This is a genomic window from Lacrimispora sp., from assembly GCF_032078915.1.
Lineage (GTDB): Bacteria > Bacillota > Clostridia > Lachnospirales > Lachnospiraceae > Lacrimispora.
On sequence record NZ_DAMAUN010000012.1, the window covers coordinates 1 to 23,303 of the forward strand.

Consider the following 23,303-nt stretch of genomic DNA (forward strand, 5'->3'; position numbering starts at 1 on the left):
ATTATGCAGATCGGGATCCGATTACATGATGTCGCACCTGGGACCCTCGAGGAACGGGTGAAGATTGCCCACCAGCAGGGATTTACCTGTGCCCATTTAGCCCTGGCAAAAACTGTGCAGGAGCATTCCGTGGAGAATTCCGCGCTGACCCCAGGCTACGCTTCATATTTGCGTAAAAAATTCGCAGAACATGATGTGGATATCGCAGTCCTGGGCTGCTATTTAAATCTGGCCCATCCAGATCCGGAAGAAATCAAAAAAATCCAGGAGCGTTATTTCGCCCATCTGCGTTTTGCTTCCATTTTAGGCTGCAGCGTTGTCGGAACCGAAACTGGCGCACCGAATAAGGAATATTGTTATGAACCGGCCTGCCACACAGAAGAAGCCCTTCATACATTTATCACCAATTTGCGTCCGGTAGTGGAGTGTGCGGAAAAATTCGGTGTGATTCTGGCTATCGAACCGGTGTGGAACCATATTGTATACAATTCCAAGCAGGCATTGAAGGTTCTTAAAACCATTGGTTCGCCGAATTTAAGAATTATCCTGGATCCCGTAAATCTCTTGTCAGCGGAAAACAGCAGCAATTACGAGCAGGTAATAAGGGAAGCCATTGAGGATCTAGGCGGTTATACAGATGTTCTACATATGAAAGACTTTGTAGTGGAAGACGGCCGGATCAAATCCGGCGCCCCGGGAACCGGAGTTATGAAATATGATGCGGTCCTGGATTTTGTGAAAAAAGAAAAACCATATATCCAGATGACCATTGAGGACAGCAGACCGGATAACGCAGAATGGTCAAGGAAATTTCTTGAAAGCTGGGCTGCAGACTTATGATAAATAAAAACAGAAACCGTGTTCTTGTTCAGGACTTCCGGTTTCTGTTTTTATTTGTGGGGGATTATCTCTTACTAATCAATAATGCTTTGCTGCACCTGGTTACACTTTCTTCCGATCAGTTTAAGCATTCCTTCATAACTTCATATGCGCCTTTTTCTTTGATGCCTGTTAAATAACCAGCCACGGCCTCTTCGAATCCAGGAATTTTACTTAAATCCTCATCCCAGAAGTCAGCATTGGTGCAAACTGCATGAACAAGGGAAGCCGCATCGTCATCCTTGTGATCATAGAAGAACTGAAGAATCGGCTTATCATCCTTGATGGTGTATTCGTCACCAGCAGGGCGTGCTGCAACAAGGCCGTCGACCGTAAGTTTCATTCCGTTATAGAATGCAATGTAAAAAGCGAAGGAGGCTGTTATACATTTAGGGAGTGTGCCTGTTTTCTCCACGTAGCTTTTAAGAGAAGGCATAACCCGGGCTTTCCATTTGGAGGTGGTATTTAAGGAAATGGATAACAGGGCATGATCAATAAATGGGTTTTTGAAACGCTCCGTAACAGAGGATGCAAAACTCATTAATTCCTCCTTTGGAAGGGTCAGGGTGGGAATGATCTCATCATAAATGGTCTTATTCATAAAGCCGCAGATCACTTCGTCATCCATGCAGCTGCGGACGATATCCTGTCCGGAAAGGTAAGCGCCTAATACAAATGAAGTGTGTGCGCCGTTTAAAATGCGGACCTTTCTCTGCTTATATGGCTTGTGGTCGTTACAGATGATAACAGGGAGACCTGCTTCTTCAAAAGGAAGTTCTTTCTTTAAGCTGTCCGGTCCTTCGATGACCCAGAAGCCGAAGACTTCACCGGTATCGATGATGTTATCCTGATAGCCTAATTCTTCACAGATGGCAGCAGCTTCATTTCTCGGATATCCGGTCACGATACGGTCTACCAGAGTGGAGCAGAAGATGTTCTCCTCTTTGATCCACTGAATGAATTCATTGCCCAGGTTCCATTGCCCGGCGTATTTTAAAACACATTTCTCCAGCTCTTTTCCGTTGTCATCGATCAGCTCGCAGGAGAGGATAACAAAGCCCTTTCCGGCTTCCTTTCCGAACGTTTCAAATCTTCTGTAAAGGAACTGGGTCAGTTTTCCAGGATAGCTGTCAGCCGGAACATCTGTAAACTGGCAGGAAGGATCGTAGGTAATACCAGCTTCAGTGGTATTGCAGGCAATGTAGCGCAGGTCGGGATTATCCGCACAGGCCAATACGGACTCATAATCTGCATAAGGATTTAAGCATCTGCTAACACAGGAGATCACCCGTTTGGCATTTACCTTCTGCCCGTTTTCAAAGCCGCGGAGGAAAAGAGTATAAAGTCCTTCCTGTTCGTTGATCATATCCGCAAGACCTGGTGCAATGGGCTGGCATAAAACAACCTTGGAGTTAAATCCGGTTTTTTCATTCAGGACATCGATAAAATAATCCACAAATGCCCTTAAGAAATTACCTTCACCGAATTGCAGCACCCGTTCCGGGGCTTCCTTTAAAAGATATCCGTCATACCCAAGTTTTTCCAGTGTTTCATAACATAACTTTTCCATTGAATTTATCTCCTTTTTTCTTCATTGCATATTTCAATCTGCATTCTGCATTCATATAAGAACACAGAATGGCATAGTAGTTGAATTATAAGGTCACGCCCTGCTTAAAGATAGCCATGTCGTGAAAACCTGCTTCTTCGGATTTTACCTTTTTGCCGGAAGCTACCTCGATGACAAAATCAAAGAATTCATTTTTAAGGGTGTCCATATCCGTACCCTCAACCAGTACGCCGCAGTTAAAATCGATCCAGTTACTCTTTTTTGTGCTTAAGGCAGTGTTGGTCGAAATCTTCATGGTCGGTACCGGACATGCAAATGGAGTACCGCGGCCTGTGGTGAACAGGACAATGTGGGCACCGGAAGCAGCCAGTGCCGTGGAGGCTACTAAGTCGTTACCAGGAGCACTTAAGAGATTTAATCCCTTATCGTGTACCGGTTCCCCGTATTTTAATACATCTACGACCGGAGCGCTGCCGGATTTCTGGACGCAGCCCAAGGATTTGTCCTCCAGGGTGGAGATACCCCCCTTTTTGTTGCCTGGGGAAGGGTTTTCGTAGATGGTCTGGTTATGGCTGGTGAAATAGTTCTTGAAATCATTGATCAGATCCACGGTTTTATCAAAGGTTTCTTCATTCTGGCAGCGGTTCATAAGAAGCGTTTCCGCACCGAACATCTCGGGAACCTCCGTCAGGATGGTGGTTCCGCCTTTGGAAACCAGCATATCGGAGAATGCTCCTACCGTGGGATTGGCCGTGATTCCGGATAAACCGTCGGAACCGCCGCATTTCATGCCAATGATGAGTTCGCTGCAGCTTACGGGCTCTCTGTGGAACGTACCTGCGTATTCAGCCAGCTGTCCGATGAGCTCCATGGCATCTGCCATTTCATCCTCAGACTCCTGAGTTACCAGGAATTTCACCCGGTTCTCGTCGTAATCGCCGATATAGGGTTTCAGCTCGGCAACGCTGCTGTTTTCACAGCCAAGTCCCAGGACCAGAACGCCTCCGGCGTTGGGATGGTTGATTAAATCAGCCAGAATGGTTCTTGTATATTCCTGGTCGTCACCCATCTGGGAACAGCCATAAGGATGAGGGAATGCGGCAACTTCATCAATGGAGCCGCCTACGTATTTCTTAGCCATACGCTCCAGCGCAGTGGCTATGTTATTGACACAGCCAACAGTAGGAATGATCCAGATTTCATTGCGCACACCAACTTTTCCATCCGGCCTGCGGTAGCCTTGAAAGAAACGTTCTTCTGTGGGGACAACAGCCGTTTCCTGTTTCTCGTACGTATAAGTAAGTAAATCCCCCAAACCTGTTTTTAAATTATGGGTGTGAATCCAGGCCCCTGTCTTAATATGTTCCTTTGCCATGCCAATGGCACAGCCGTATTTGATGACGGATGAGCCGGCAGGTATATCGGCAAGGGCGAATTTATGACCCTGTGGGATATCTTCCAGGAGTGTAACGGTATTTCCGCCTATCTCTGCGGCAGTGCCGGAAGAAAGCGGCTTTAATGCAACTGCAACATTATCTCCGGAATGAATTTTGATAAAATCCTGCATAAGCTTCCTTTCCTTTCTTGGTACCAGAATCAATCGGTACATGTAATGTAAGTACTTACATAAAACATACACTATTTTGGTGCAGACGTCAATAGGGAAAGAAAAAAAGAGATTTTTCTTTTTATTTAGGGGAACAATTTAAGAAAAAAACTGAATTTTTTAAGAAATAAAATCAGCAATAACAGTTGCTTTACAGAAATTTATCCTGTATAATGAAGCGAGAAAAGTGTAAGCGCTTACGCGCGCTTTGTGTGTGGAAATTTTGATGAGTAAAAGGGACTACCAGGATGAACATTTATGACATTGCAGAACTAGCAGGAGTTTCCATCGCTACCGTATCCCGGGTGGTGAACGACAGCCCCCGTGTGAGTGAGAAAACAAAACAAAAAGTCAGGACGATTATGGAAGAAAACGGCTATACTCCCAATGTATTTGCCAGGGGCCTTGGGCTTGATTCCATGAAGACCATTGGGATTTTATGTCCGGACGTATCAGATGCTTATATGGCTACAGCGGTAGCCCATTTAGAGAGCCTTATGCACGAGCATGGTTACGACTGTATTTTATGCTGCAGCGGGTTTGAACAGTCCGTGAAAGAAAAATATGTCAGCCTTCTTCTTGCAAAGCGGATCGATGCGCTCCTCATGGTCGGTTCTACTTATGCAGGAACAGGAGAACCGGATAAAAATACGCAGTATGTCCGCGATGCAGCAAAACAGGTTCCCGTATTTTTGATCAACGGATATTTGGATGGCGAGAATATTTATTGCGCTTATGGAGATGATTATCAGGCAACCTACGATGTGACCAGCCAGATGATTGAGACAGGACGGCGCAGAATCCTGTTTCTCTGCGATTCCCATTCTTACAGCGCAAATCAGAAACTGGCAGGTTATGAATCCGCTTTAAGAGCCCACGGGCTTCCTGTTCTGGGAGATTTAAAGCTTTATGTAAAGAACCGGATCCATACGGTAAGGGATATCCTGCTGGAGCGCCGTGATTTACGATTTGACAGCGTGGTAGCCACAGATGACGGTCTTGCCGTAGGAGCGATTAAGTATGCCAATGCAAAGCTTTTAAAGGTTCCGGAGAATTTGTGCATTACCGGATTTAATAATTCTGCCCTGTCGATCTGCAGCGATCCGGAGCTTTCTTCCATTGATAACCGGGTCGAGGAATTATGCAACATCTCCGTCGATAATATGATGAAAATCCTTCTGGGAGAAGAAACGGAAGTTAACAGGAATAACCGGATTCCATGCCGGCTGATCAAGCGGTGTACCACTGATTTTTAGCCTATTGTCATTTCTTTCCGTGTATGCTAAAATATAATCTCAGTAAATATTGGAAATGGGCATTAATAAGGAAACACCCTACGGGTATCCCTTTATGCCCAAGGAGCATGGGCAATATTAAGGAAAGGGCGGTGGCAGAAACGATGGAGCATGATGGAGATAATGTGGTGCTTTGCGGTGCCAATTCCTATGAGCAGAAATATTATTTTAACCAGCAGTTTGTGAGCCTCCCCGAAAGCATCAAGCAGGATCTTCAAATTATGTGCGTGCTTTATACCGAAGATGTAGGAGGAATCCTTATCATGGAATACGATGAGGATGGCACCCTGGAATTTAAGGTGACAGCAGAGGAGGGGGATTATCTGTTTGATGAGATCGGAAGCGTGCTGAAGATCAAGCAGTACCGGAAAGAGAAAAAGGAACTTCTGGAATCTTTGGAAATGTATTACCGGGTGTTTTATCTGGGAGAAGAATTGGAAGACGGAGAAATAGATACGTGATGCTTAGAATTGGAAATTTGACGTTGGATAATAACCTGATACTGGCACCGATGGCAGGAGTTACGGACCTGCCATTTCGTTTTCTCTGCAGGGAGCAGGGCTGCGGTATGGCAGTAACAGAGATGGTCAGCGCCAAGGCAATTTTATATAAAAACAAAAATACGAATGAGCTGCTAAAGGTGGCCGATGGGGAAGGTCCTGTCAGCCTCCAGCTTTTTGGTTCTGATCCGGATATCATGGCGGATATTGCGGCTCAAGTGGAAGAAGGGCCCTATGCATTCATTGATGTGAACATGGGATGTCCCATGCCGAAGATCGTTAATAACGGCGAGGGGTCGGCGCTAATGAAGGATATCAGGCTTGCAGAGCGTATTTTAACTGCTATGGTAAAGACCGTTAAAAAGCCTGTGACCGTAAAATTCAGAAAAGGCTTTACAGAAGAGGACTGCAATGCCGTGGAATTTGCCAAAATGGCGGAAAGCTGCGGAGTAGCGGCAGTGGCTGTTCATGGCAGGACCAGGGAGCAGTATTATTCAGGAACAGCGGACTGGGATATAATAAGGAAGGTAAAGGAAGCTGTCACAATTCCGGTCATCGGAAACGGCGACGTATTTAAGCCGGAGGATGCTAAGGCTCTTCTGGAGGAAACTGGCTGTGACGGGGTGATGATCGCCAGAGGAGCCAAGGGAAATCCCTGGATCTTTAAAAGGACTCTGCATTATCTGGAAACAGGAGAGCTGCTTCCCGGACCTGCCAGAGAGGAAATCTGCAAGATGATCATCCGACACGGTACCCTGCAGATGGAGCATAAAGGTGAAGTGGCAGCCATGCGTGAGATGCGTGGGCATATGGCATGGTATACGGCTGGGCTGCCTCATTCCGCAAAGCTAAGAAATGATATTAACCAGGTGGGTACTATGGACGAATTAAGACGTTTTGTGGAAGATCGGATGGCCGGCTTCCAGCCAGAGAATTAGAATCAGGAACAGTTACATTCTTGACAATTTTAGATGTTTACGCTATAATATTTGGAATGCGAATGAGCGAGTATGAAACCAGGAGGAATCAAAAACCATGGTAGATAAGAAGAATATTTTAACCTACGAAGGCCTTAAAAGATACGAGGATGAGCTTCAGAATTTAAAGGTGGTAAAAAGAAAAGAAGTTGCCCAAAAGATCAAGGAAGCCAGGGAGCAAGGCGACTTATCCGAAAACGCTGAGTATGATGCCGCTAAGGATGAACAAAGAGACATTGAGCTGCGTATTGAAGAACTGGAGAAGCTCCTTAAGAATGCAGAGGTAGTTGTTGAGGATGAGATCGATTTAGATAAGATTAACATTGGCTGCAAGGTAAAAGTCTACGATGTTGATGAAGACGAAGAGATGGAGTTCAAAATTGTGGGTTCCACGGAGGCAAACAGCCTTCAGAATAAAATTTCCAATGAATCCCCGGTTGGTCATGCACTGATTGGCAGGAAAGTAGGAGATGTAGTAGACGTAGAGACACAGTCCGGTGTGATCCAGTATAAGGTTCTGGAAATCCAGAGAGTGTCATAGAAAATTAGCCGTTCGATGAGCCGTCTGGCGAATCGAACTTCCTTAACATAGTTCACAAAGGAGTGCAAACAGGTGGCAGAACAGCAGAATCAAAACCAGAATCAGGTGAAAGAAGAGGACTTAAACCATTTGCTGAAGGTCCGCCGGGAAAAGCTGGCAGAGCTTCAGGAATCGGGAAAGGATCCGTTTAAAGTTACAAAGTACGATGTTAATGTACACAGCAGTGAAATCAAAGAGCATTATGAAGAATGGGAAGGAAAGGAAGTATCCATTGCAGGACGTCTTATGTCTAAGCGCGTGATGGGGAAAGCTTCCTTCTGTAATGTACAGGATTTAAAGGGCAGTATTCAGTCCTATGTGGCCAGAGACAGTATCGGAGAAGAGGAATACAAGGAATTCAAGAAGCTGGATATCGGTGATATCGTAGGCATTAAGGGAACTGCGTTTACAACAAAGACGGGAGAAGTTTCCATCCATGCTGAGAGCGTTCATCTGCTTACTAAGAGCCTTCAGATTCTTCCTGAGAAGTTCCACGGCCTGACCAATACGGATATTCGTTATAGACAGAGATATGTGGATCTGATCATGAACCCTGAAGTAAGGGATACGTTTGTAAAGCGTTCCCAGATCATCAAGTCCATACGTGACCATCTGGATGCCCAGGGTTTTATGGAGGTGGAGACACCTATGCTGGTTGCCAATGCAGGCGGCGCTGCTGCAAGACCGTTTGAAACTCACTACAACGCTCTTGATGAGGATGTAAAGCTGCGTATTTCTCTGGAACTTTACTTAAAGAGATTGATCGTAGGCGGTCTGGAAAGAGTTTATGAAATCGGGCGCGTTTTCCGTAATGAAGGCGTGGATACCCGTCATAACCCAGAGTTTACTTTAATGGAATTATATCAGGCTTATACCGATTACCACGGCATGATGGATCTGGTGGAGGATTTATTCCGGTCAGTTGCCCTTAAGGTCCTTGGAACGGCTGTGGTGAACTATGATGGTGTGGAAATTGACTTATCAAAGCCATTTGAACGCATTACCATGGTAGATGCTTTAAAGAAATACAAGGACATTGATTTTACAACCATTCATACGGATGAGGAAGCCAAGGCTCTGGCAGACCAGTACCATGTGGAGTATGGGGCGCACCATAAGAAGGGCGATATTTTAAGCATGCTTTTTGAGGAATTTGTTGAAGAGCATCTGGTACAGCCGACCTTTATTATGGACCATCCGGTAGAGATTTCTCCTCTTACCAAGAAAAAGCCTGAAGATCCGGATTATACGGAGCGTTTCGAGCTGTTCATTACAAAGCGTGAGATGGCAAATGCTTACTCTGAGTTGAATGATCCTCTGGATCAGATCGAGCGCTTTAAGGCTCAGGAAGCACTTCTTGCAGCTGGAGACGATGAAGCTAATTCCATGGATGATGATTTTGTAAATGCACTCATGATCGGTATGCCTCCTACTGGCGGTATTGGTATTGGTATTGACAGGTTTGTTATGCTGCTTACGGATTCTTATGCGATTAGGGATGTGTTGTTGTTCCCGACGATGAAAAGCTTGGATAAATAAATCCAGTGTTTATAAGACTTGCGAGAGATTCCGATGTCCAAAGGACATCAAAAGGACATCAAATCGTTGGTCGAGTCCGAATGAGTTCGAATGAGCTGAAATTTTGGTAAACGAAGTTGAATTTAATAATAAGCACTATTTTAGGGCACTTTTCTAGAGAAATTTAGAAAGGTGTCCTTTTTTGCGTTATGGAGAAAATGATGTCCTTTTCAGGAAAGAGGTAAAAAGCATGATGAAAGACATGGGATTTAATTATAGAGAAGCAGAAGAAAGCAGAAAAAAGTTTGTGAGGTATAAAGATGGCTGCAAAGTCTACGGAATGGGTGTATCAAAGTTTCAGGAAATTGCGAAGAAAGCAAATGCGGTATATAAGGTGAATCAGATGGTGCTTGTAAATACAGAGATTCTTGATTGCTATCTGGAACGATTTAGATTAACAAGTAAAGAGGTGAATTTAGATGGCGAATGAGTTACAGACTTCAATTAGAGCATATACAGCAGATGATATTCAAATAAAAAGATTTCTTAGAGTGGACGAAGCACGACAACTTTTCCAGCTAGAAGAGGAAATCTTACTGATAGTAGCTCTATCAGCCGACGCATTATATCGGCTACCAAGAACAGCGTTGATACATCAGAAAAAGATGGAGGATTTCATGAAACATTTATATAAAGTACCTAATACATCAAAATACGTGCAGAAAAAATATGTCAGAATCGGAGAAGGTTCAATTACATACAGCATCGGTCATCATAGATTTATAGAAATGGCAAGAGCAGCTGGTGCAGTATATAAGATTAATGAAGGAACTGGCGGTACTGTACTTATTAACTTAGAGCTTTTTGATGAGTATATGGAACAATTTAGAGAAGAGGTTGTTCCACTTAAACATCCATTATTTGTTCCAGCGAAAGGAGAGTAGATATGGGTTATTCATACAAGACTTATTCAGATACAAAAGATGTGATGAAAAAGTATGTTAATGCGACAGAAGGTGCAATTATCTACAGTATTGGAAAAACAAGGCTTATGGCATTAGCAGGTGAAGCTGGTGCAATCTACAAAGTGGGTAATTCGGCACTTGTGAATACGGAAGTCTTCGAAGCATATTTGGAACAGTTCCATGAACCATCAAGACCACTGCCAAAGCATGTCTGGATAAGACTGCAAGAATCAGATGGTGGTAGAGATAGTCCTTATGAATAAAATGCACCAAAATCTGGTGCGAAATAAGTAAAATGCACCAGTGTAGTTTCTATCTAGGAAATTGATATGAGGTTATTATATACATGTTCCAAGCGAGAGCAGGAACAAACAACTGAATATCAGTTACGGATTAAGAGTAAAAGTTCGGGGTATTCGCCTGGAGGGCTCAAGACCACTGTTATCAAATTAGTAGTTCGATGGATTGAGAAATGAAGAACGAGAAGCAGGGAACAAGCCTAGAAAAAGGGTATTCGAATATTGCGGATGGATAATAACCCATGAAGGTCGAGAGGTTCGACCTTATCCTCGAAATGGCAATAGAGGAGATAGTCTTATTGAAAGATAAGGCGTTATGAACGCATTAGCGGCTCGTCTGTAACTCCCAGGAATGAGAACATTCCTTTGTGTACGGGGCGTAAGAGGGACTTGAAACAAGTCGGCGTACACATTACATAGCAAAGCTATGAAAGAATAAGGAGGATGCAGAATGATAGGAAGTGCGATAACAGAAATAGCAATACCAGCATCCACATTCTATTCACTTGATAAACGAGTAAAAGCTGTGAATCAAAAGTTATTAGAACTTCATAATGCATTTATCCGATGGAAGGAATGCAAAGATGGAGGAAAAGAAGAATAACAAGCACAGATTAACGAAAGCGGAAAGAGAAGAACGAAAGTTCAACAAAGAACTAAAAGATTGTATGAGATGCAAATTCTTTTGGGGCAATGATAGTAGATGTATTAACAGCAATTGCTTTAAGGAGAAGAGAAAGGAACCAGAAAAGACAGTACGTAGTGAATGTACAGATTGTTCCTACAAACAAGGTGATGGGTATTGCTTTCCGTGTATGAAAAAATTATTGGAAAGAAAGTGACAACAGAAGAATGTGGGGAAGAGCAAAAAGTTTATTGAAAAGGAGACATAAGCAAATGGATAATGATTATGAAATCATAGGTATTGATCATGGTTGGTCAATGGTCAAGACATCAAGCCAGGTATTTGTTACTGGTGTTAAGGAGATAACTACCGAACCAGGGATGTTTGATGATGTACTTGAACTGGATGGAAAGTATTACAAAATTGGCGGTGTGAGATTAGAGGTAAGAGATGTAAAGATAGAAAATGACAATTTCTACATACTCACTTTAGCCGGGATTGCAAGAGAGTTAAGAAAACGTGGCAAGAAAGAAGCTAGTATATTTATTGCAGCTGGCCTACCACTTACGAGATTCGGTGTTGAGAAGTCTGGATTTTTGGAATATCTCACAAAACGAAAAGAAGTGCGATTCTATTATGAAAAAGAGCAGTATCTAATCAAGATTGTAAATGCGGCAGTATTTCCACAGTGTTATGCAGCAATTGCGGATAGAATTCAAAACTTTGGAAATAAGGTTGTGATCATTGATATAGGAAGTTGGACAATTGATATTATGCCTGTTGTTGATAGAAAACCAGATAATTCAAGATGTACCACAACACAGCAGGGGTTGATTACCTGTATGAGATCAGTAAATGATCAATGTGTAAGACAGCTCGGTGCAGGAATTGATGAAAGTGAAATTCAGCATATTATGAGGCATGGTACGAGTGATATTGATGAAGAGTACCTAAAGATTATCAAGAAAGAAATCACAGATTACACAGACCGTGTATTCAATTCTCTTAGAGAATATGGTTACAACCTAAAGACGACGCAGCTGGTATTTGTAGGTGGTGGAGCAGTAGTAATGAAAAACTTCAGCACATTTAAACAAAAGAATATCAATTATATTTTAGACGTGAAAGCGAATGCAAAAGGATTTGAATATCTTGCAAATATTGGACTAAAAAGAAGATAGAGGTGAGATAAATGGCAAAAGCAGATCGTGATAGCATTGTTCATTATAGTCTTAGGCTTAATCTAAAGAATCCTAGACATTTGGAAATTCATAAGATATTAAAGCATCTGAATCAGGAAATGAACAAAACGCAAAACCAACTTTTTATAGCTGCATTAGAGTTCTATGTTGATAATGTCGGAAAAGCCAATCTGGTAGAGCTTGATAAAATGAAATCGAATGAATATGTGACTAGAGATGATATAGAGGAGATTAAAGAGGAGTTGCATGCCAGTGTAATTACTGAAGCTAGGAATGAAGTAATTCGATTACTTGGTGGTGTTGTTGCTGGAATGCAACAGATAGTACCGAAAGGATATTATCCGGTTCCGCAGGGTCAGGAAAGAAGAGTTGATGAAGAAAATCATATGCAAGATGAACAAACAATAGACCAGCTGGCTGACTTGGCGAGTAGTTGGATGGAAGATGATGGAGGAATTGACGAATGAGAAGAGTTTTTTCAACAATAGGGTATGGAATGCATGGATTTCTAAAAGGAATCATATGGCTTATATTGAATTTGTTAAGATTGCTGTTGGAATTAGCCAAGGTAATACTTCTATTGTTTGGACTTGTTCTCAGAGTATTCCTTGCGTTCGTAAGAGCAGGAGCACCATGAAAGGAGGTTGATTGTATGGCTACAGGATATAAAGCATACAGAGAAAACCGTAGACTGATGAAGTATTTCTTTCAATTAAGAAATATGGCAGTTTAAGCAAAGGAGAGTTAGATGCATTTAATACGGGACAAACCATCTACTGTCTCCGTATACAAAACTGAATAATTTCACACAGTCATGTGGATAGGTAGTAACGGAGAACAGTATTGCCTATCCACTGGATTGGGTAGGTATTAGCGGCTATAAGGAGCCGCTATTTTAATATAAACAATTACGAATAATAAAAGAAAGAATGAGGTAAATCAAATGAAAGAGATTTTTGAACAGTATGGATCAGTAATTATTGCAGCGGTAGCAATCAGCGCATTAGTAGCAATTATCGTAATGCTCTTAGCAACAGACGGAGTAGTAGCGAATTCCTTTAAGAACCTGATCGACAGCTTTTTCAACAGAGCTGCTGGAACCATCACAGGCTAATGAATTGTAGTAAAGAAACCAATAACAACAATTATAAGAAAGAATGAGGTAAATCGAATGAAAGAGATTTTTGAACAGTATGGATCAGTAATTATTGCAGCGGTAGCAATCAGCGCATTGGTAGCAATTATTGTAATGCTTTTGGCAACAGATGGAGTCGTAGCAAATTCCTTTAAGAACCTGATTGACAGCTTTTTCAACAGAGCAGCTGGAACCATTACAGGTTAATGGTGGAGAACCAGCTAAGTACAAAATTACACAAAGAGGGGACAACTTCCCCTCTTGGAAAGGAGTTATATGGAACGAAGTACAAAGTGGGAGCTGGTGCCTGCACATTTTGGACCCTTATGGTCTTATATCGAAGATGATGAAATCACAGATATTGACTTTGATGGAACGGATTTATGGATCACCAACACAGCAAATGAACGAATCAAGGTGGAGGAGCATGGTGTCACAAAGGAGTTTATCGAGAAGTTCAGCCATTATATTGCCAATAACGTGAGTAAACCTTTCAACAAGGTGGAAAATCTGTTAGAAGCAGACACCGATACCCTTCGTATTAGTATTGTTCATGAGTCATCAGCAATTTCAGGAAGATCTGTTTGTATCAGAAAGACCCTTCCGACCGTTCGTATGACCAGAGAGAGCATGATTACGGATGGGTATTGTACCAAAGAAATTTTAGAGCTTTTGACAAATTGCGTGAAAGTACGTATGAACTTTGTATTCTGTGGGGAACCAGGTGTTGGAAAAACAGAAGGGATTAAGTTCTTTTCACAGTATATCCCAGCAAATGAAAGAGTCATTACCATTGAAGATACCCCAGAGCTTCATTACAGAGAAATCAATCCAGAAAAAGATTGTGTGGAATTGATGGTATCGGATGGGTTTAGTTATACAAAAGCGATAAAGACAAGTCTGAGACAAAATCCAAAGTGGCTCATGTTATCAGAAGCCCGCTCTGTGGAGGTAAAATATCTGCTTGAAAGTTTATCTACAGGAATTCGTGGGTTTACCACAATTCATACAGATGATGTAAGAAAGATTCCAGACCGTATTTTAAATATGCTGGCAAGTAGAACCGATGCAGACCGAATGGAGAATGATATTTTCATGTTCATTGATGTTGGGATCTTGGTTCGTAAGAAGCAGATGGAGGATGGTAAAATCAGAAGATATATTGATCAGGTTTGCTTTTTCTATCGAAAAGATGGATGCAATGCAACATTTCCTGTTGTATTAAATGGAGAGCTGTTAGAGAAGAGCCTTCCAGTACCAGTCTTTGAGAAGTTTGAACGTATGGGAATCACACCATTTTCAGCGGAAGGAGGGAGTAAGCCTTGAAGAAAGAACTAGGAAAAACGAAAAAAAGTTCACTCAGGTTTTTAAGATATAAGAACCTGACACAGGAGCTTGCAAGGTATGGATATGAGTTTACACCAAAGAAAGCAATGGTTTCCTATGGAATGATTGTGTTACTGGCAGCTATCTTTGGATTGCTGTATAAATTGCAGTTACCTTATATTGCTGCTATCGGAATCATTGGGGTGGTGTTCTCACCACTGGTTCTGATTCAGACCATGAAGGGTAAATATCACACGACCATGTTTTCTATGGCAAATAATTATATGGAACAGTTCTTGTATTCTTTTAAGAGAAATAAGACCGTGCTGAATGCATTAACAGAAACAGTCACTATTTTTGATGATGGAGAATTCCATGAGGTACTGCTTCGGGCAATCGAACATATTCAGTATGCGACAGATAGCGAAGATCCAGAACAGGAAGCATTAGCGATGATTAGTGAGTTCTTTCATTGTGAAAGAGTCGATGCTGTTCATTCCTTTGTAATGGGTGCCCAGAGGCGTGGCGGTGATGCTGGAGGAAGTATTGCATTGCTATCAAAGAACAGAGCCATGTGGGCTGAGCGAATTATTAATCTACAAAAAGAGTATCAGATTGTAAAGAGAAATATACTGATTGCTTTGGTAGCAACGTTACTTATCTGTATTCTTCCCCTTTATCTGTTAGGTGGGGATTTAGATATCAGCGCAATTCCGTTATGTCAGATATCAGCAGTTGTATTGATTGGTATCTGCATGCTCATTTATGTGAAATCAGATAAGAAGTTATGTAAGAGCTGGATTGAAAAGGAAACAGACAGTTCTGGAATGGATCGAAAGTTCCTTCAGGTAAGGGATTACGATGAAGCAAAGGAAGCAAAATCTAGTCAAAAGATGGCGGTCATTCCTGCAATCCTTTTTATCGGTGCATTTGTGTATTTTAAGAATATCGCTATTTTAGTAGCGGGAATTGTAGTGGTTCTATTTTTCTTAAATCAGCATAAGGTCGGTCATAATCTTGCAAAAAAAAAGGTAGCAAGAGAAATTGAAAAGCAGTTTCCGAATTGGTTGATGGAGGTCGCATTATTGTTACAGACTGATAATGTGCAGATGGCGATTCGTAAATCCATGGACAGTGCGTCAGAGGTTTTAGTTCATGCACTTGATGAGTTGATTTACGACTTAGAAGATGATCCAAATGCGATTGAACCATATCATAGATTTTTAAAGGAATATCGAAACCCGGATGTGCAGTCAGCCATGAAAATGCTTTATGCATTATCCAGTGGAAATGCAGGAGATGTGACAAAGCAAGTAGAAGAACTCATTGACCGTAATAATGCCATGATGGATAAAGCAGAGAAGTTGACGCAGGAAGATAAGATTGCCGGTATGAAGATTTATATCCTGTTACCATCACTCCTTGCTTCCTTTAAGCTGATGGTGGATATGGCACTACTTTTGGTAGTATTCCTTCAGAACCTGACGTTTGGAATGTAGGAGGGAAAATGTATGAGCACAACAATTAAGACATACGTGGGAATCTTTATCCTTCTGTTATCTGTATTTACGATGGCTGGTGTTATGTCAGCCTGTATAGACGCAAACAATGCGAGGGATTTTCATGCTTCTGTAGTTGCAGAAATTGAGGATTCTAACTTTGCACCAAGTGTTATAAATGCATGCAAGACGCAGGCAGAAAATGCAGGGTATGAGCTTTTGATTGACGAAAGCAGTATTGTAAAAGACGAAGACGGAAAGCCCACATTAATGGAAGTAGTTCTAAGATATAAGTATCATGTAGACTTTTTAGGAGTCATCAGCACTCAGCAGATTCGTGCATTTGCAAGATAGGGAGGATTTTATGAAGTTGATTATAGAGCAGTTTGGAAGTGGCATTATTTATGCGATTGCAGGAAGTGGAATGGCAGCCATACTGATTGGGTTCTTAAGGGTAATCAGTAGTTGAGGAGGATTGAATGAAGGAGATTTTTGAAGAATATGGAGAGTTTGTCATTGAAGCAGTCAGTGGCGGTCTCTTCCTTGGAATACTGGCATATTTCTTTCTTGGCACACCTATGATGTCACTGATTCAGCTTTTTATTGTTAGTGTGTTAGGAGGCGGTGCATAGATGAAAGAGATATTCCATGAGTTTGGAACTGCAATTATAGCTATTGTTACTGCTGTCTTGATACTTGGGGTTCTATTTGGAATCTCGGTATCAGGAAAAACAGGAATATTAAAGATTGCAGGGGTGTCAGTGGAAAAAGAAGAAACAGATTTTACGTCTTATCATGACTTTGATTCCGTAGTTACCTGGCATAACCGAACAAAGCCGATAGTAGCATATACAGCATCCTATGGCAGATTCTTTTCATTGAGTAGTACTGATTTTCTAGCAAGATACTATGCCAAGGATATGGAAGGAACAATTTATCCCATGGATAAAGTCATCTTAGCAAAGTTGTTTACAAATAACATGTTTGGTAAAGTGTTAGATATCAGAAGAGCCGATGGAACAAGTGTTATGAGTGCCTATTCCGCTACGGATGGAAGCATCCGTTTTCCAAGTGCAGGGGTATATGTGGTCTATTTTCAAATCAGGGACAGAGAAAACCTGACCAGTGTATGGAAGATACCAATTGCCGTGGATGAGAGGAGGAGCTAGGGATGAAAAACGTGTTTTTAGGCTTTGGAATTACCGTCTGTGCGATTATATCGATTGTCATTGTAATGACCCTGTGTGGAACGAATATGAGACAGAATGAGTTGAATCGTGCAGTAGACAGTGCTTTACAGGATACCGTGGAGAACCAGTTTGATAATAAGACCTATTCCGTGAGCAGTAATGATGAATTTGTCGCAGACTTTATGGAAGCCTTATTGGTGCAGATCAATTCTGATTGTTCCATAAAGATCAATGTATTAGATGTTGATTATCAAAAAGGACTCTTATCCGTGGAAGTCATAGAGAAATATAAACACCCAATTGGAACAGAAGGTCAGGTGTCTGCAAAGAGAACCGTAATTATGGAACAATATACAGTTCCAGTTAGTTAGGAGGCGTAAGATGAAAGAGAAGATGAAGATATTTTTAAGAAAGCATTGGAAGCCGTTAATAGGTGTGTTTACTCTAGTAGTGTTAGCTGCTGGTATACTGATTGTCTCCAATTTGAAATTAAATCGGAATCTAGTGGAAACTTCCGCTGATACTGAAAGAGATGGAATTACTATTGAGGAAGAAGTGAAACCGACAGAAGTTACAGTCGCAGAAGAAACGCCTCAAGTAGAAGACACAAAAGAACCGACAAAGGAATCTACGGAAAGCACGAAAGAGAATACTAACGTTACCGCAACACCAACGGTGGAAGCCAAGAATACAGAAACAGAGAAGCCTAGTGTAACGAAGAAGGCTGAAACGAAATCAGAGGAAGAAATCACATCAGTAGTGATGCCAACAGAAAAACCGGCTAATCAGTCTGAACCAGATACAACCGTTGCTCCAATTCAAGAAACAAAGTATGTTCCAATATCAGAAGGTTGGAAAGCAGAAGCGTCTGCAAAGGGAGATATTACTTCTGCGCAGAGAGCAGATCTTGATTCTATGATTCAGACTTGGAAATCAGGTGATCTTACGGATGCAGAGCTAAAGGATAAAATCATCAGTTATCTGAATGAAAAAAAGATTGATTATATGGAAGTTAGTGTTACCAGTAAGGGTTATGCATTGTTTGATGAGGTTCCTGAAATTGATTTGAAAGATGGTGGCAATCTGTATTCCTATGTAGGTACTTATAGTACCGGAAAGCAGAACCCGGATGGAACTAACAAGACGGTATGTTATAACTGGTCGGCATTTGTATTTTAGAGGAAGGAAGAATTGAATATGAAGAAATCATGGAAAACAGGCTTACTCAGTCTGTTTTTCTTATTGTCCGTAATTGGATTTACAGCTCTTGCTCCGCCACAGGAGGCACAGGCTGCTACCTTCGATAACGCTGTTACCTTTTATAATACGTATGGGTCACAGATTGTTTTTAAGGATGGATACTTTTACTTTGCGACAATGGGAAAGCAGGCAAGTGCCAGTGTAAATACGACCCATTGGGGAACAGTAGGTTATCGGATGAAAGTAACAACGAGTTCACAGACAGCTTATATTTATTTTAATCTCAGTGGATATACCGTAGAGACGGTGGATTCTGTGGCAAGTGGTGGTTATATTTATGAACTAAGCCGTATTAACTTAAGTTATGTAAAATCTAAATTAGCTCAAACAAACCGAACAGCATACAACGAATTCATTATTAATGGTGGCTATATTGTGGTTGATAGCTGTATGATTACCATCAAGATTGATATGTATGGGAATCGAACTAACAGTGGTTCTATGGACGATTACGGGAATTTTTATGGCAGTGTTTATACAGATTATAATGGCATCGCAAATGCAGCTCCTTGGAGTAATCCAAGCTCTTTGCACAATTATTTTAATAAGACAATCAATTATGTAACGCAGCTAAAATCAAAACAAGTTGTATATGTCAGGTATCAGCAGGCAGATGGTGGTTATGGCAGTTATAGTGCTGTCATCAATAAAGATTATGTATATGGAGAAACAGTCTCTTGGTCAAGAGATGCTGACTCTTGCTATAATGCTGCAAGTATTTCCTACACATCAAAGCAGGCGAAGACTTCATATGTATCGGTTACCCGTAAGCAATACGTGCAGAATATCTATGTGAAATATCAGGATGCAAATGGGAATTACAGTGGTGACTGGGCACTTGCCAAAAATCAGAACCTATATTATGGAGCAAGCTTTGAATGGTCTTATTCCGGAGATGCCTGCTATAATGCTACAAGTGTTAGTAAATATACGGTTACTGGAGCAAAGAATCATTATATCTATATTTCAAGAAAGAAATATTCGGTAAGTGTCAGTGCAGGGATAGGAATCAGTAGCGTTTCAGGTGCAGGTAGTTATTATTATGGAGCCAATTGTACTGTGGATGCAGTAGTGAAAACTGGATACACATGGAAGAATTGGACAGGAACTTATACGTCTACCAGTAAAAGTTATACCTTTTCTGTAACAGGAAATGTTGTACTGACAGCAAATTCAGAGGCTAATACCTATTATATCGTGTTTCATCCGAATGGTGGTAGTGGAACAATGACTACGCTGACTTGCAAGTATGATCAAACGTACACTCTGCCAGCTATGAGCTTTGCATATCCATCCCATCCATGTAAGTACCTTGGATGGAATACAGATGCCAATTCCTATTATGCGACATATGAGGAAAGACAGCAGATTCGTAATCTTACCAGTGTGAATGGGTATACTTTTCACTTCTATGCAATCTGGGACTATGCACCGGATCTGACATGCACAGATCGCTATTTTACTTTGTATGAAGCGCAGACAGGAGTGATTACGGAGGCAGAGTTGCTTCGGACTGTAACATCAACAGACCGAGAGGATGGAACTACGCAGATCCGGGTTAAGAACTATTCTACAAACACTTTTACAGGCTTAACAGGCTCTGGAGTGATTACGATAACGTATACTACGACAGACAGTAGAAATAATATAACGGAAAAGCAGGCGAAGGTAACGATTGTAGATACAGGTGCAACCAAAGAAGGTCCGATGGACTTTGATGGTAAGAAGCAGTATGTAAGATTTATTGCGGCTGATTATTACCAGAAGGATTATTCCGCCGGGGGATTAGAGGTAACATCTAAGTGGAGAAATGATACGACGTATCGAAATACTTTAGCAGCGGCAATGAATAATGTGAAAGGGGAAGATGAGAATTGGTCACATGTAGCGAAGAGTTATGAGTTTTCAAAGGAAGATATTGAGCAGGTGAAGCAGTATGTGAGGGATAATGGGATGGGTGATTCTAAAAGCGGAACTGGTTTATGGAGGTTTATGAGTCAGATTATTATTAATTAAAACAATAATTTAGCCAAATAGTATTCATTGTGTATTGTGGGATACTATTTGGTATGATTTAAGTGTAAATGTCGATTGAGAATAGCGGTACATTTTGCTTGACAATGTATATATTAAGTAGTATTCTATATTTATGAATCGGTCAATGGAGATATGCGGTACAATAAAGGAGGGCTACTATGGCAAGACCAGGATATTTATCAATTTATGCAGACGAAAGGACGCAAAGGATTTTTGATGAATTTACAAGAGAGAAGGGTGTTAGTAAATCTACAGTTTTAAGTGAAATGATGCAGACTTATATGTTAGCTCAAGATGAAGAACTTTATCTGAAGTTGTTAAAAAATTCGTTAAATATATCGAAGACGAAGGAATTAATCACTACAAGAGAGGACGATACTGCAATTAACGATTACATTTTTATGAAATTAGGAACAGCATATTCTACTACTGACGAGGAATTGAATGGTGAAGAGACAATACAGGCATATATGAGAGCTATTGAACAACATGGATATACTTGGTTTAGTACAATGAGCCTTCATACAGGGATGGCGAAAGATAAAATAAAATTTTATAATCAAACAATCAAGTCTGGAGAAGTTGTTAAAATTCTTTTCGCGCTAGGTATGGGAATTAATGATGTGTGCTACTCCGCTAAAATTCAAGAAATTGTTTCTTCAAGAGATGAGATTACTTGTCCGGGCGATCCATCCACAATTCCAACTGAGTTTGGAGTACAAGAAAGAGGAAAAATATGGTTCAAATTGACTGAACTTGAAGAAGAAACTGAAATTACAGCAGAAGCTCTGAAATTTAGAAAAGATGATGGAAGTGTTAAAAATGCAATTACAAAATCTCAGTTTCACTTTGGATATGTATATATTGGTTAGCAAATAAGGCTAAGGAGGACTGTTATATGAGTTTAAGAAGTTCGGATACATCTTACCAAAGATATAAGCAGTATAGAGTCAACAGACATAGATTAAGACAGAACAGGTGACATTTCCCATTGCAATGCTTATTTTTATTGGGATTATAACAAAGTTCTGGTATTTAATAATTTTGCTTACTAGCATTTTCATAGTACTTTATATTGTTAAATATTTTAATATAGGTAAAAAAGACACGAAAGATATTTCGGAGAAAGAAGGAGAATACATGGGGAGTATTAATGGTAAGGAAAGCGGAGAATTGAAAAATTTGAAATCGACTGATTCTGGATATGTAAACAAAAATAATCAACAGAACAATGGTCGAAGTTCTAAACTAGGTACAGATAATAATCAATGGTTTTACAATATGAATTGTTTACACTGTGGACATACTTATTATGCAAATGGTACAGATATATGGCAGCGCAAATGTCCTAATTGTCAAGGTGGAAAAGAATAAGAAAGTGGTATCATAGCCGAGGAGAAATCCCCGGCTTTTGTTATACCTAAACAATTTCAAAAATCCGTTAAGGAGGAAAGGAGGCAGTATGACAAACATACGATTACGCCAGAAGGTTCCACCTTAACGTGGAATCCAATGCAATAATAATTTAATACACACGAAATGTAACTTAGGAGATATGAGCCAAAAACCATATCTTCTTATTTTTTTGTCCAGAAGGAGGTCGCAATGTTGAATAAAGTAAAAGTGAGTACCATTCCGTTACAGAACGGAGAATGCGCCGTAGAGATTGTAATTACCATTGGAACGGAACAGCCAAAGAAAGTAAAGCAAGAGTCACCAATTTATGCGGAAACACTTGAAGCACTGGCAGAAACGTGGATGGAAAAGGATGAAAGAAATTATGGTAACGATGAGGATGAAGGATTCCTCTATGACAATTTAGATTAAGGAGAAAATTATATGATGAATTATGAGATTTTTAAGGAAGTAATAGCAGAGAAATTTATGGATTATCTACCAGCACAGTATCAGGGTATGAAGGTTGATGTTCATCCAGTAGAAAAAGTAAATGTGACAATGGACGCAATTAATTTATTAGGGGAAGGGGCAGGAATATCTCCTACAATTTATATCAACGATATGTATGATCACTATAAATCCACGGAGGATTTACAGGAAGTATTGCAGTCTGCGGCAGAGAGAATGGAACGTGCAATGAAAGAAGCTCCTGAGATTGTTCCTGCGCTTGACATGCAGGAGGCAAAGGACAATATTGTCTTTCAGCTCATTAATACGGAACAGAATAGGGATATGCTCTTAGATACACCAAATAGAAAGTTCCAGGATTTATCAGTAATCTACAGATGGGTAGTAAAATCTGATATGGATGGCATTCAGAGTACGGTGGTTCGCAATGCATTAGCAGAGAGACTTGGATTTACAGAAGAGCAGATGTTTAAGCTTGCGGTAGAGAATACCAGAAGAATGTTCCCTCCAACCGTAAAAAGTATGAACGATGTAATTAGAGATATGTTTATGAAGGATGGTATGCCAGCAGAAATTGCAGATATGATGATTGGGGAAATGCCACCGGAACAGACCATGTGGGTCATTAGCAATGACAGGGGTATCAATGGTGCAATTTCTATGCTTTATGAAGATCAGCTTCACAAACTTGCAGAGCAGCTGGATACAGACCTCTATATTATGCCTTCATCTGTGCACGAAGTAATTGCAGTGTCTTCATCAATGGGTGATCCCAATGAATTAGCACAGATGGTAGCTGAAATCAATATGGATCAGGTGTCTTTAGATGAGAGATTATCTAATCAGGTATATCACTATGATAAAGATTTAAGAAAACTATCTCTTGCTACAGATACTCCTAACAAGCGTTTAGATGGAATTGTGGCTGAACCAAAGTTGATTTATGACACAAAAGAACAGTCTCGATAGGAGGT

General features: G+C 40.8%; 28 protein-coding genes and 1 pseudogene. 27 read left to right on the forward strand and 2 right to left on the reverse strand.

Going from position 1 to position 23,303, the window contains the following annotated elements; translation table 11 throughout:
* Positions 1–840 (forward strand): sugar phosphate isomerase/epimerase family protein (locus RT269_RS06795; protein ID WP_331664090.1); only part of this gene is annotated, 840 nt, incomplete at its 5' end.
* 118 nt (positions 841–958) lie between these two features.
* Here RT269_RS06795 and RT269_RS06800 read toward each other — a convergent pair.
* Both RT269_RS06800 and RT269_RS06805 read right to left on the reverse strand, forming a co-directional pair.
* A complete protein-coding gene (locus RT269_RS06800; RefSeq protein ID WP_313181454.1) occupies positions 959–2,449 on the reverse strand; it encodes a tagaturonate reductase in 1,491 nt (496 codons plus the stop codon).
* An 85-nt stretch (positions 2,450–2,534) separates the two neighbouring features.
* Positions 2,535–4,016 (reverse strand): UxaA family hydrolase, encoded by a 1,482-nt coding sequence (locus tag RT269_RS06805; protein ID WP_313181455.1) that lies wholly within the window; start codon positions 4,014–4,016, stop codon positions 2,535–2,537.
* 287 nt (positions 4,017–4,303) lie between these two features.
* On the opposite strand from RT269_RS06805, the gene RT269_RS06810 reads away from it, so the two are divergent.
* The 26 genes and pseudogenes from RT269_RS06810 (at position 4,304) to RT269_RS06935 (ending at position 23,298) form a co-directional block, all read left to right on the forward strand.
* Entirely contained in the window at positions 4,304–5,311 is a 1,008-nt protein-coding gene (locus RT269_RS06810) for a LacI family DNA-binding transcriptional regulator (RefSeq protein ID WP_313181457.1), read from the forward strand.
* A 143-nt stretch (positions 5,312–5,454) separates the two neighbouring features.
* Positions 5,455–5,811 carry a DUF6145 family protein gene (locus RT269_RS06815; protein ID WP_313181552.1) on the forward strand — a complete coding sequence of 119 codons (357 nt, stop codon included), beginning with the start codon at positions 5,455–5,457 and terminating at the stop codon, positions 5,809–5,811.
* Positions 5,808–6,788, forward strand: a complete 981-nt coding sequence (gene dusB, locus RT269_RS06820) for a tRNA dihydrouridine synthase DusB (RefSeq protein WP_313181458.1) — start codon at positions 5,808–5,810, stop codon at positions 6,786–6,788. The genes RT269_RS06815 and dusB overlap by 4 nt, the downstream gene beginning before the upstream one ends.
* A gap of 97 nt (positions 6,789–6,885) precedes the next feature.
* Entirely contained in the window at positions 6,886–7,368 is a 483-nt protein-coding gene (greA, locus tag RT269_RS06825) for a transcription elongation factor GreA (RefSeq protein ID WP_038279266.1), read from the forward strand.
* 72 nt (positions 7,369–7,440) lie between these two features.
* A pseudogene (lysS, locus tag RT269_RS06830) lies at positions 7,441–8,937 on the forward strand (lysine--tRNA ligase); the annotation flags it as partial.
* A gap of 238 nt (positions 8,938–9,175) precedes the next feature.
* Positions 9,176–9,415 carry a DUF6462 family protein gene (locus RT269_RS06835; protein ID WP_313181460.1) on the forward strand — a complete coding sequence of 80 codons (240 nt, stop codon included), beginning with the start codon at positions 9,176–9,178 and terminating at the stop codon, positions 9,413–9,415.
* Positions 9,405–9,869 carry a DUF6462 family protein gene (locus tag RT269_RS06840; protein WP_313181462.1) on the forward strand — a complete coding sequence of 155 codons (465 nt, stop codon included), beginning with the start codon at positions 9,405–9,407 and terminating at the stop codon, positions 9,867–9,869. Before RT269_RS06835 ends, RT269_RS06840 begins: the two co-directional genes overlap by 11 nt.
* Before the next feature lie 2 nt (positions 9,870–9,871).
* The gene (locus RT269_RS06845) at positions 9,872–10,153 is read left to right on the forward strand and encodes a DUF6462 family protein (RefSeq protein WP_313181463.1); all 282 of its coding nucleotides are present in this window, start codon (positions 9,872–9,874) and stop codon (positions 10,151–10,153) included.
* Positions 10,154–10,640: 487 nt separating this feature from the next.
* Complete coding sequence (locus tag RT269_RS06850; protein ID WP_313181465.1) at positions 10,641–10,793, forward strand: hypothetical protein; 153 nt, start codon at positions 10,641–10,643, stop codon at positions 10,791–10,793.
* Between the two features lie 293 nt (positions 10,794–11,086).
* On the forward strand, positions 11,087–11,995 hold the full coding sequence (locus RT269_RS06855) for a ParM/StbA family protein (protein WP_313181466.1): 909 nt from the start codon (positions 11,087–11,089) through the stop codon (positions 11,993–11,995).
* Positions 11,996–12,006: 11 nt separating this feature from the next.
* Positions 12,007–12,483 carry a hypothetical protein gene (locus tag RT269_RS06860; RefSeq protein ID WP_313181468.1) on the forward strand — a complete coding sequence of 159 codons (477 nt, stop codon included), beginning with the start codon at positions 12,007–12,009 and terminating at the stop codon, positions 12,481–12,483.
* A complete protein-coding gene (locus RT269_RS06865; protein ID WP_313181469.1) occupies positions 12,480–12,653 on the forward strand; it encodes a hypothetical protein in 174 nt (57 codons plus the stop codon). The genes RT269_RS06860 and RT269_RS06865 overlap by 4 nt, the downstream gene beginning before the upstream one ends.
* A gap of 306 nt (positions 12,654–12,959) precedes the next feature.
* Positions 12,960–13,130, forward strand: coding sequence for a hypothetical protein (locus RT269_RS06870; RefSeq protein ID WP_170865455.1), 171 nt, complete (start codon positions 12,960–12,962; stop codon positions 13,128–13,130).
* Between the two features lie 57 nt (positions 13,131–13,187).
* Positions 13,188–13,358 carry a hypothetical protein gene (locus RT269_RS06875; protein ID WP_170865455.1) on the forward strand — a complete coding sequence of 57 codons (171 nt, stop codon included), beginning with the start codon at positions 13,188–13,190 and terminating at the stop codon, positions 13,356–13,358.
* 69 nt (positions 13,359–13,427) lie between these two features.
* A complete protein-coding gene (locus RT269_RS06880; protein ID WP_313181471.1) occupies positions 13,428–14,477 on the forward strand; it encodes an ATPase, T2SS/T4P/T4SS family in 1,050 nt (349 codons plus the stop codon).
* Positions 14,474–15,976, forward strand: coding sequence for a hypothetical protein (locus RT269_RS06885; protein ID WP_313181472.1), 1,503 nt, complete (start codon positions 14,474–14,476; stop codon positions 15,974–15,976). Before RT269_RS06880 ends, RT269_RS06885 begins: the two co-directional genes overlap by 4 nt.
* A gap of 12 nt (positions 15,977–15,988) precedes the next feature.
* Entirely contained in the window at positions 15,989–16,330 is a 342-nt protein-coding gene (locus RT269_RS06890; RefSeq protein WP_313181474.1) for a hypothetical protein, read from the forward strand.
* Between the two features lie 125 nt (positions 16,331–16,455).
* Positions 16,456–16,608, forward strand: a complete 153-nt coding sequence (locus RT269_RS06895; protein ID WP_313181475.1) for a hypothetical protein — start codon at positions 16,456–16,458, stop codon at positions 16,606–16,608.
* A complete protein-coding gene (locus RT269_RS06900; protein WP_313181476.1) occupies positions 16,609–17,145 on the forward strand; it encodes a hypothetical protein in 537 nt (178 codons plus the stop codon).
* 2 nt (positions 17,146–17,147) lie between these two features.
* On the forward strand, positions 17,148–17,537 hold the full coding sequence (locus RT269_RS06905; RefSeq protein ID WP_313181478.1) for a hypothetical protein: 390 nt from the start codon (positions 17,148–17,150) through the stop codon (positions 17,535–17,537).
* Positions 17,538–17,547: 10 nt separating this feature from the next.
* Positions 17,548–18,345, forward strand: a complete 798-nt coding sequence (locus RT269_RS06910; protein WP_313181479.1) for a hypothetical protein — start codon at positions 17,548–17,550, stop codon at positions 18,343–18,345.
* Between the two features lie 18 nt (positions 18,346–18,363).
* A complete protein-coding gene (locus RT269_RS06915) occupies positions 18,364–20,442 on the forward strand; it encodes an InlB B-repeat-containing protein (protein ID WP_313181480.1) in 2,079 nt (692 codons plus the stop codon).
* 179 nt (positions 20,443–20,621) lie between these two features.
* Entirely contained in the window at positions 20,622–21,335 is a 714-nt protein-coding gene (locus tag RT269_RS06920) for a hypothetical protein (RefSeq protein WP_313181482.1), read from the forward strand.
* Positions 21,336–21,603: 268 nt separating this feature from the next.
* Positions 21,604–21,837 (forward strand): hypothetical protein, encoded by a 234-nt coding sequence (locus RT269_RS06925; protein WP_313181484.1) that lies wholly within the window; start codon positions 21,604–21,606, stop codon positions 21,835–21,837.
* 231 nt (positions 21,838–22,068) lie between these two features.
* The gene (locus RT269_RS06930; RefSeq protein WP_313181486.1) at positions 22,069–22,290 is read left to right on the forward strand and encodes a hypothetical protein; all 222 of its coding nucleotides are present in this window, start codon (positions 22,069–22,071) and stop codon (positions 22,288–22,290) included.
* 12 nt (positions 22,291–22,302) lie between these two features.
* Positions 22,303–23,298 carry a DUF5688 family protein gene (locus tag RT269_RS06935; protein WP_313181488.1) on the forward strand — a complete coding sequence of 332 codons (996 nt, stop codon included), beginning with the start codon at positions 22,303–22,305 and terminating at the stop codon, positions 23,296–23,298.
* The last annotated feature ends 5 nt before the right edge of the window (positions 23,299–23,303 follow it).

What these genes read in the sequence shown, in the direction of transcription:
- RT269_RS06875 (WP_170865455.1), top strand. Translation starts at nt 13,188, where the DNA reads ATGAAAGAGATTTTTGAACAGTATGGATCAGTAATTATTGCAGCGGTA.
- RT269_RS06930 (WP_313181486.1), top strand. Translation starts at nt 22,069, where the DNA reads ATGTTGAATAAAGTAAAAGTGAGTACCATTCCGTTACAGAACGGAGAA.
- RT269_RS06835 (WP_313181460.1), top strand. Translation starts at nt 9,176, where the DNA reads ATGATGAAAGACATGGGATTTAATTATAGAGAAGCAGAAGAAAGCAGA.
- RT269_RS06890 (WP_313181474.1), top strand. Translation starts at nt 15,989, where the DNA reads ATGAGCACAACAATTAAGACATACGTGGGAATCTTTATCCTTCTGTTA.
- RT269_RS06915 (WP_313181480.1), top strand. Translation starts at nt 18,364, where the DNA reads ATGAAGAAATCATGGAAAACAGGCTTACTCAGTCTGTTTTTCTTATTG.
- RT269_RS06920 (WP_313181482.1), top strand. Translation starts at nt 20,622, where the DNA reads ATGGCAAGACCAGGATATTTATCAATTTATGCAGACGAAAGGACGCAA.
- RT269_RS06925 (WP_313181484.1), top strand. Translation starts at nt 21,604, where the DNA reads ATGGGGAGTATTAATGGTAAGGAAAGCGGAGAATTGAAAAATTTGAAA.
- RT269_RS06810 (WP_313181457.1), top strand. Translation starts at nt 4,304, where the DNA reads ATGAACATTTATGACATTGCAGAACTAGCAGGAGTTTCCATCGCTACC.
- RT269_RS06860 (WP_313181468.1), top strand. Translation starts at nt 12,007, where the DNA reads ATGGCAAAAGCAGATCGTGATAGCATTGTTCATTATAGTCTTAGGCTT.
- RT269_RS06865 (WP_313181469.1), top strand. Translation starts at nt 12,480, where the DNA reads ATGAGAAGAGTTTTTTCAACAATAGGGTATGGAATGCATGGATTTCTA.
- RT269_RS06905 (WP_313181478.1), top strand. Translation starts at nt 17,148, where the DNA reads ATGAAAAACGTGTTTTTAGGCTTTGGAATTACCGTCTGTGCGATTATA.
- RT269_RS06910 (WP_313181479.1), top strand. Translation starts at nt 17,548, where the DNA reads ATGAAAGAGAAGATGAAGATATTTTTAAGAAAGCATTGGAAGCCGTTA.
- RT269_RS06800 (WP_313181454.1), bottom strand. Translation starts at nt 2,449, where the DNA reads ATGGAAAAGTTATGTTATGAAACACTGGAAAAACTTGGGTATGACGGA.
- RT269_RS06880 (WP_313181471.1), top strand. Translation starts at nt 13,428, where the DNA reads ATGGAACGAAGTACAAAGTGGGAGCTGGTGCCTGCACATTTTGGACCC.
- RT269_RS06850 (WP_313181465.1), top strand. Translation starts at nt 10,641, where the DNA reads ATGATAGGAAGTGCGATAACAGAAATAGCAATACCAGCATCCACATTC.
- greA (WP_038279266.1), top strand. Translation starts at nt 6,886, where the DNA reads ATGGTAGATAAGAAGAATATTTTAACCTACGAAGGCCTTAAAAGATAC.
- RT269_RS06935 (WP_313181488.1), top strand. Translation starts at nt 22,303, where the DNA reads ATGATGAATTATGAGATTTTTAAGGAAGTAATAGCAGAGAAATTTATG.
- RT269_RS06845 (WP_313181463.1), top strand. Translation starts at nt 9,872, where the DNA reads ATGGGTTATTCATACAAGACTTATTCAGATACAAAAGATGTGATGAAA.
- RT269_RS06870 (WP_170865455.1), top strand. Translation starts at nt 12,960, where the DNA reads ATGAAAGAGATTTTTGAACAGTATGGATCAGTAATTATTGCAGCGGTA.
- RT269_RS06815 (WP_313181552.1), top strand. Translation starts at nt 5,455, where the DNA reads ATGGAGCATGATGGAGATAATGTGGTGCTTTGCGGTGCCAATTCCTAT.
- RT269_RS06900 (WP_313181476.1), top strand. Translation starts at nt 16,609, where the DNA reads ATGAAAGAGATATTCCATGAGTTTGGAACTGCAATTATAGCTATTGTT.
- RT269_RS06805 (WP_313181455.1), bottom strand. Translation starts at nt 4,016, where the DNA reads ATGCAGGATTTTATCAAAATTCATTCCGGAGATAATGTTGCAGTTGCA.
- RT269_RS06855 (WP_313181466.1), top strand. Translation starts at nt 11,087, where the DNA reads ATGGATAATGATTATGAAATCATAGGTATTGATCATGGTTGGTCAATG.
- RT269_RS06895 (WP_313181475.1), top strand. Translation starts at nt 16,456, where the DNA reads ATGAAGGAGATTTTTGAAGAATATGGAGAGTTTGTCATTGAAGCAGTC.
- RT269_RS06840 (WP_313181462.1), top strand. Translation starts at nt 9,405, where the DNA reads ATGGCGAATGAGTTACAGACTTCAATTAGAGCATATACAGCAGATGAT.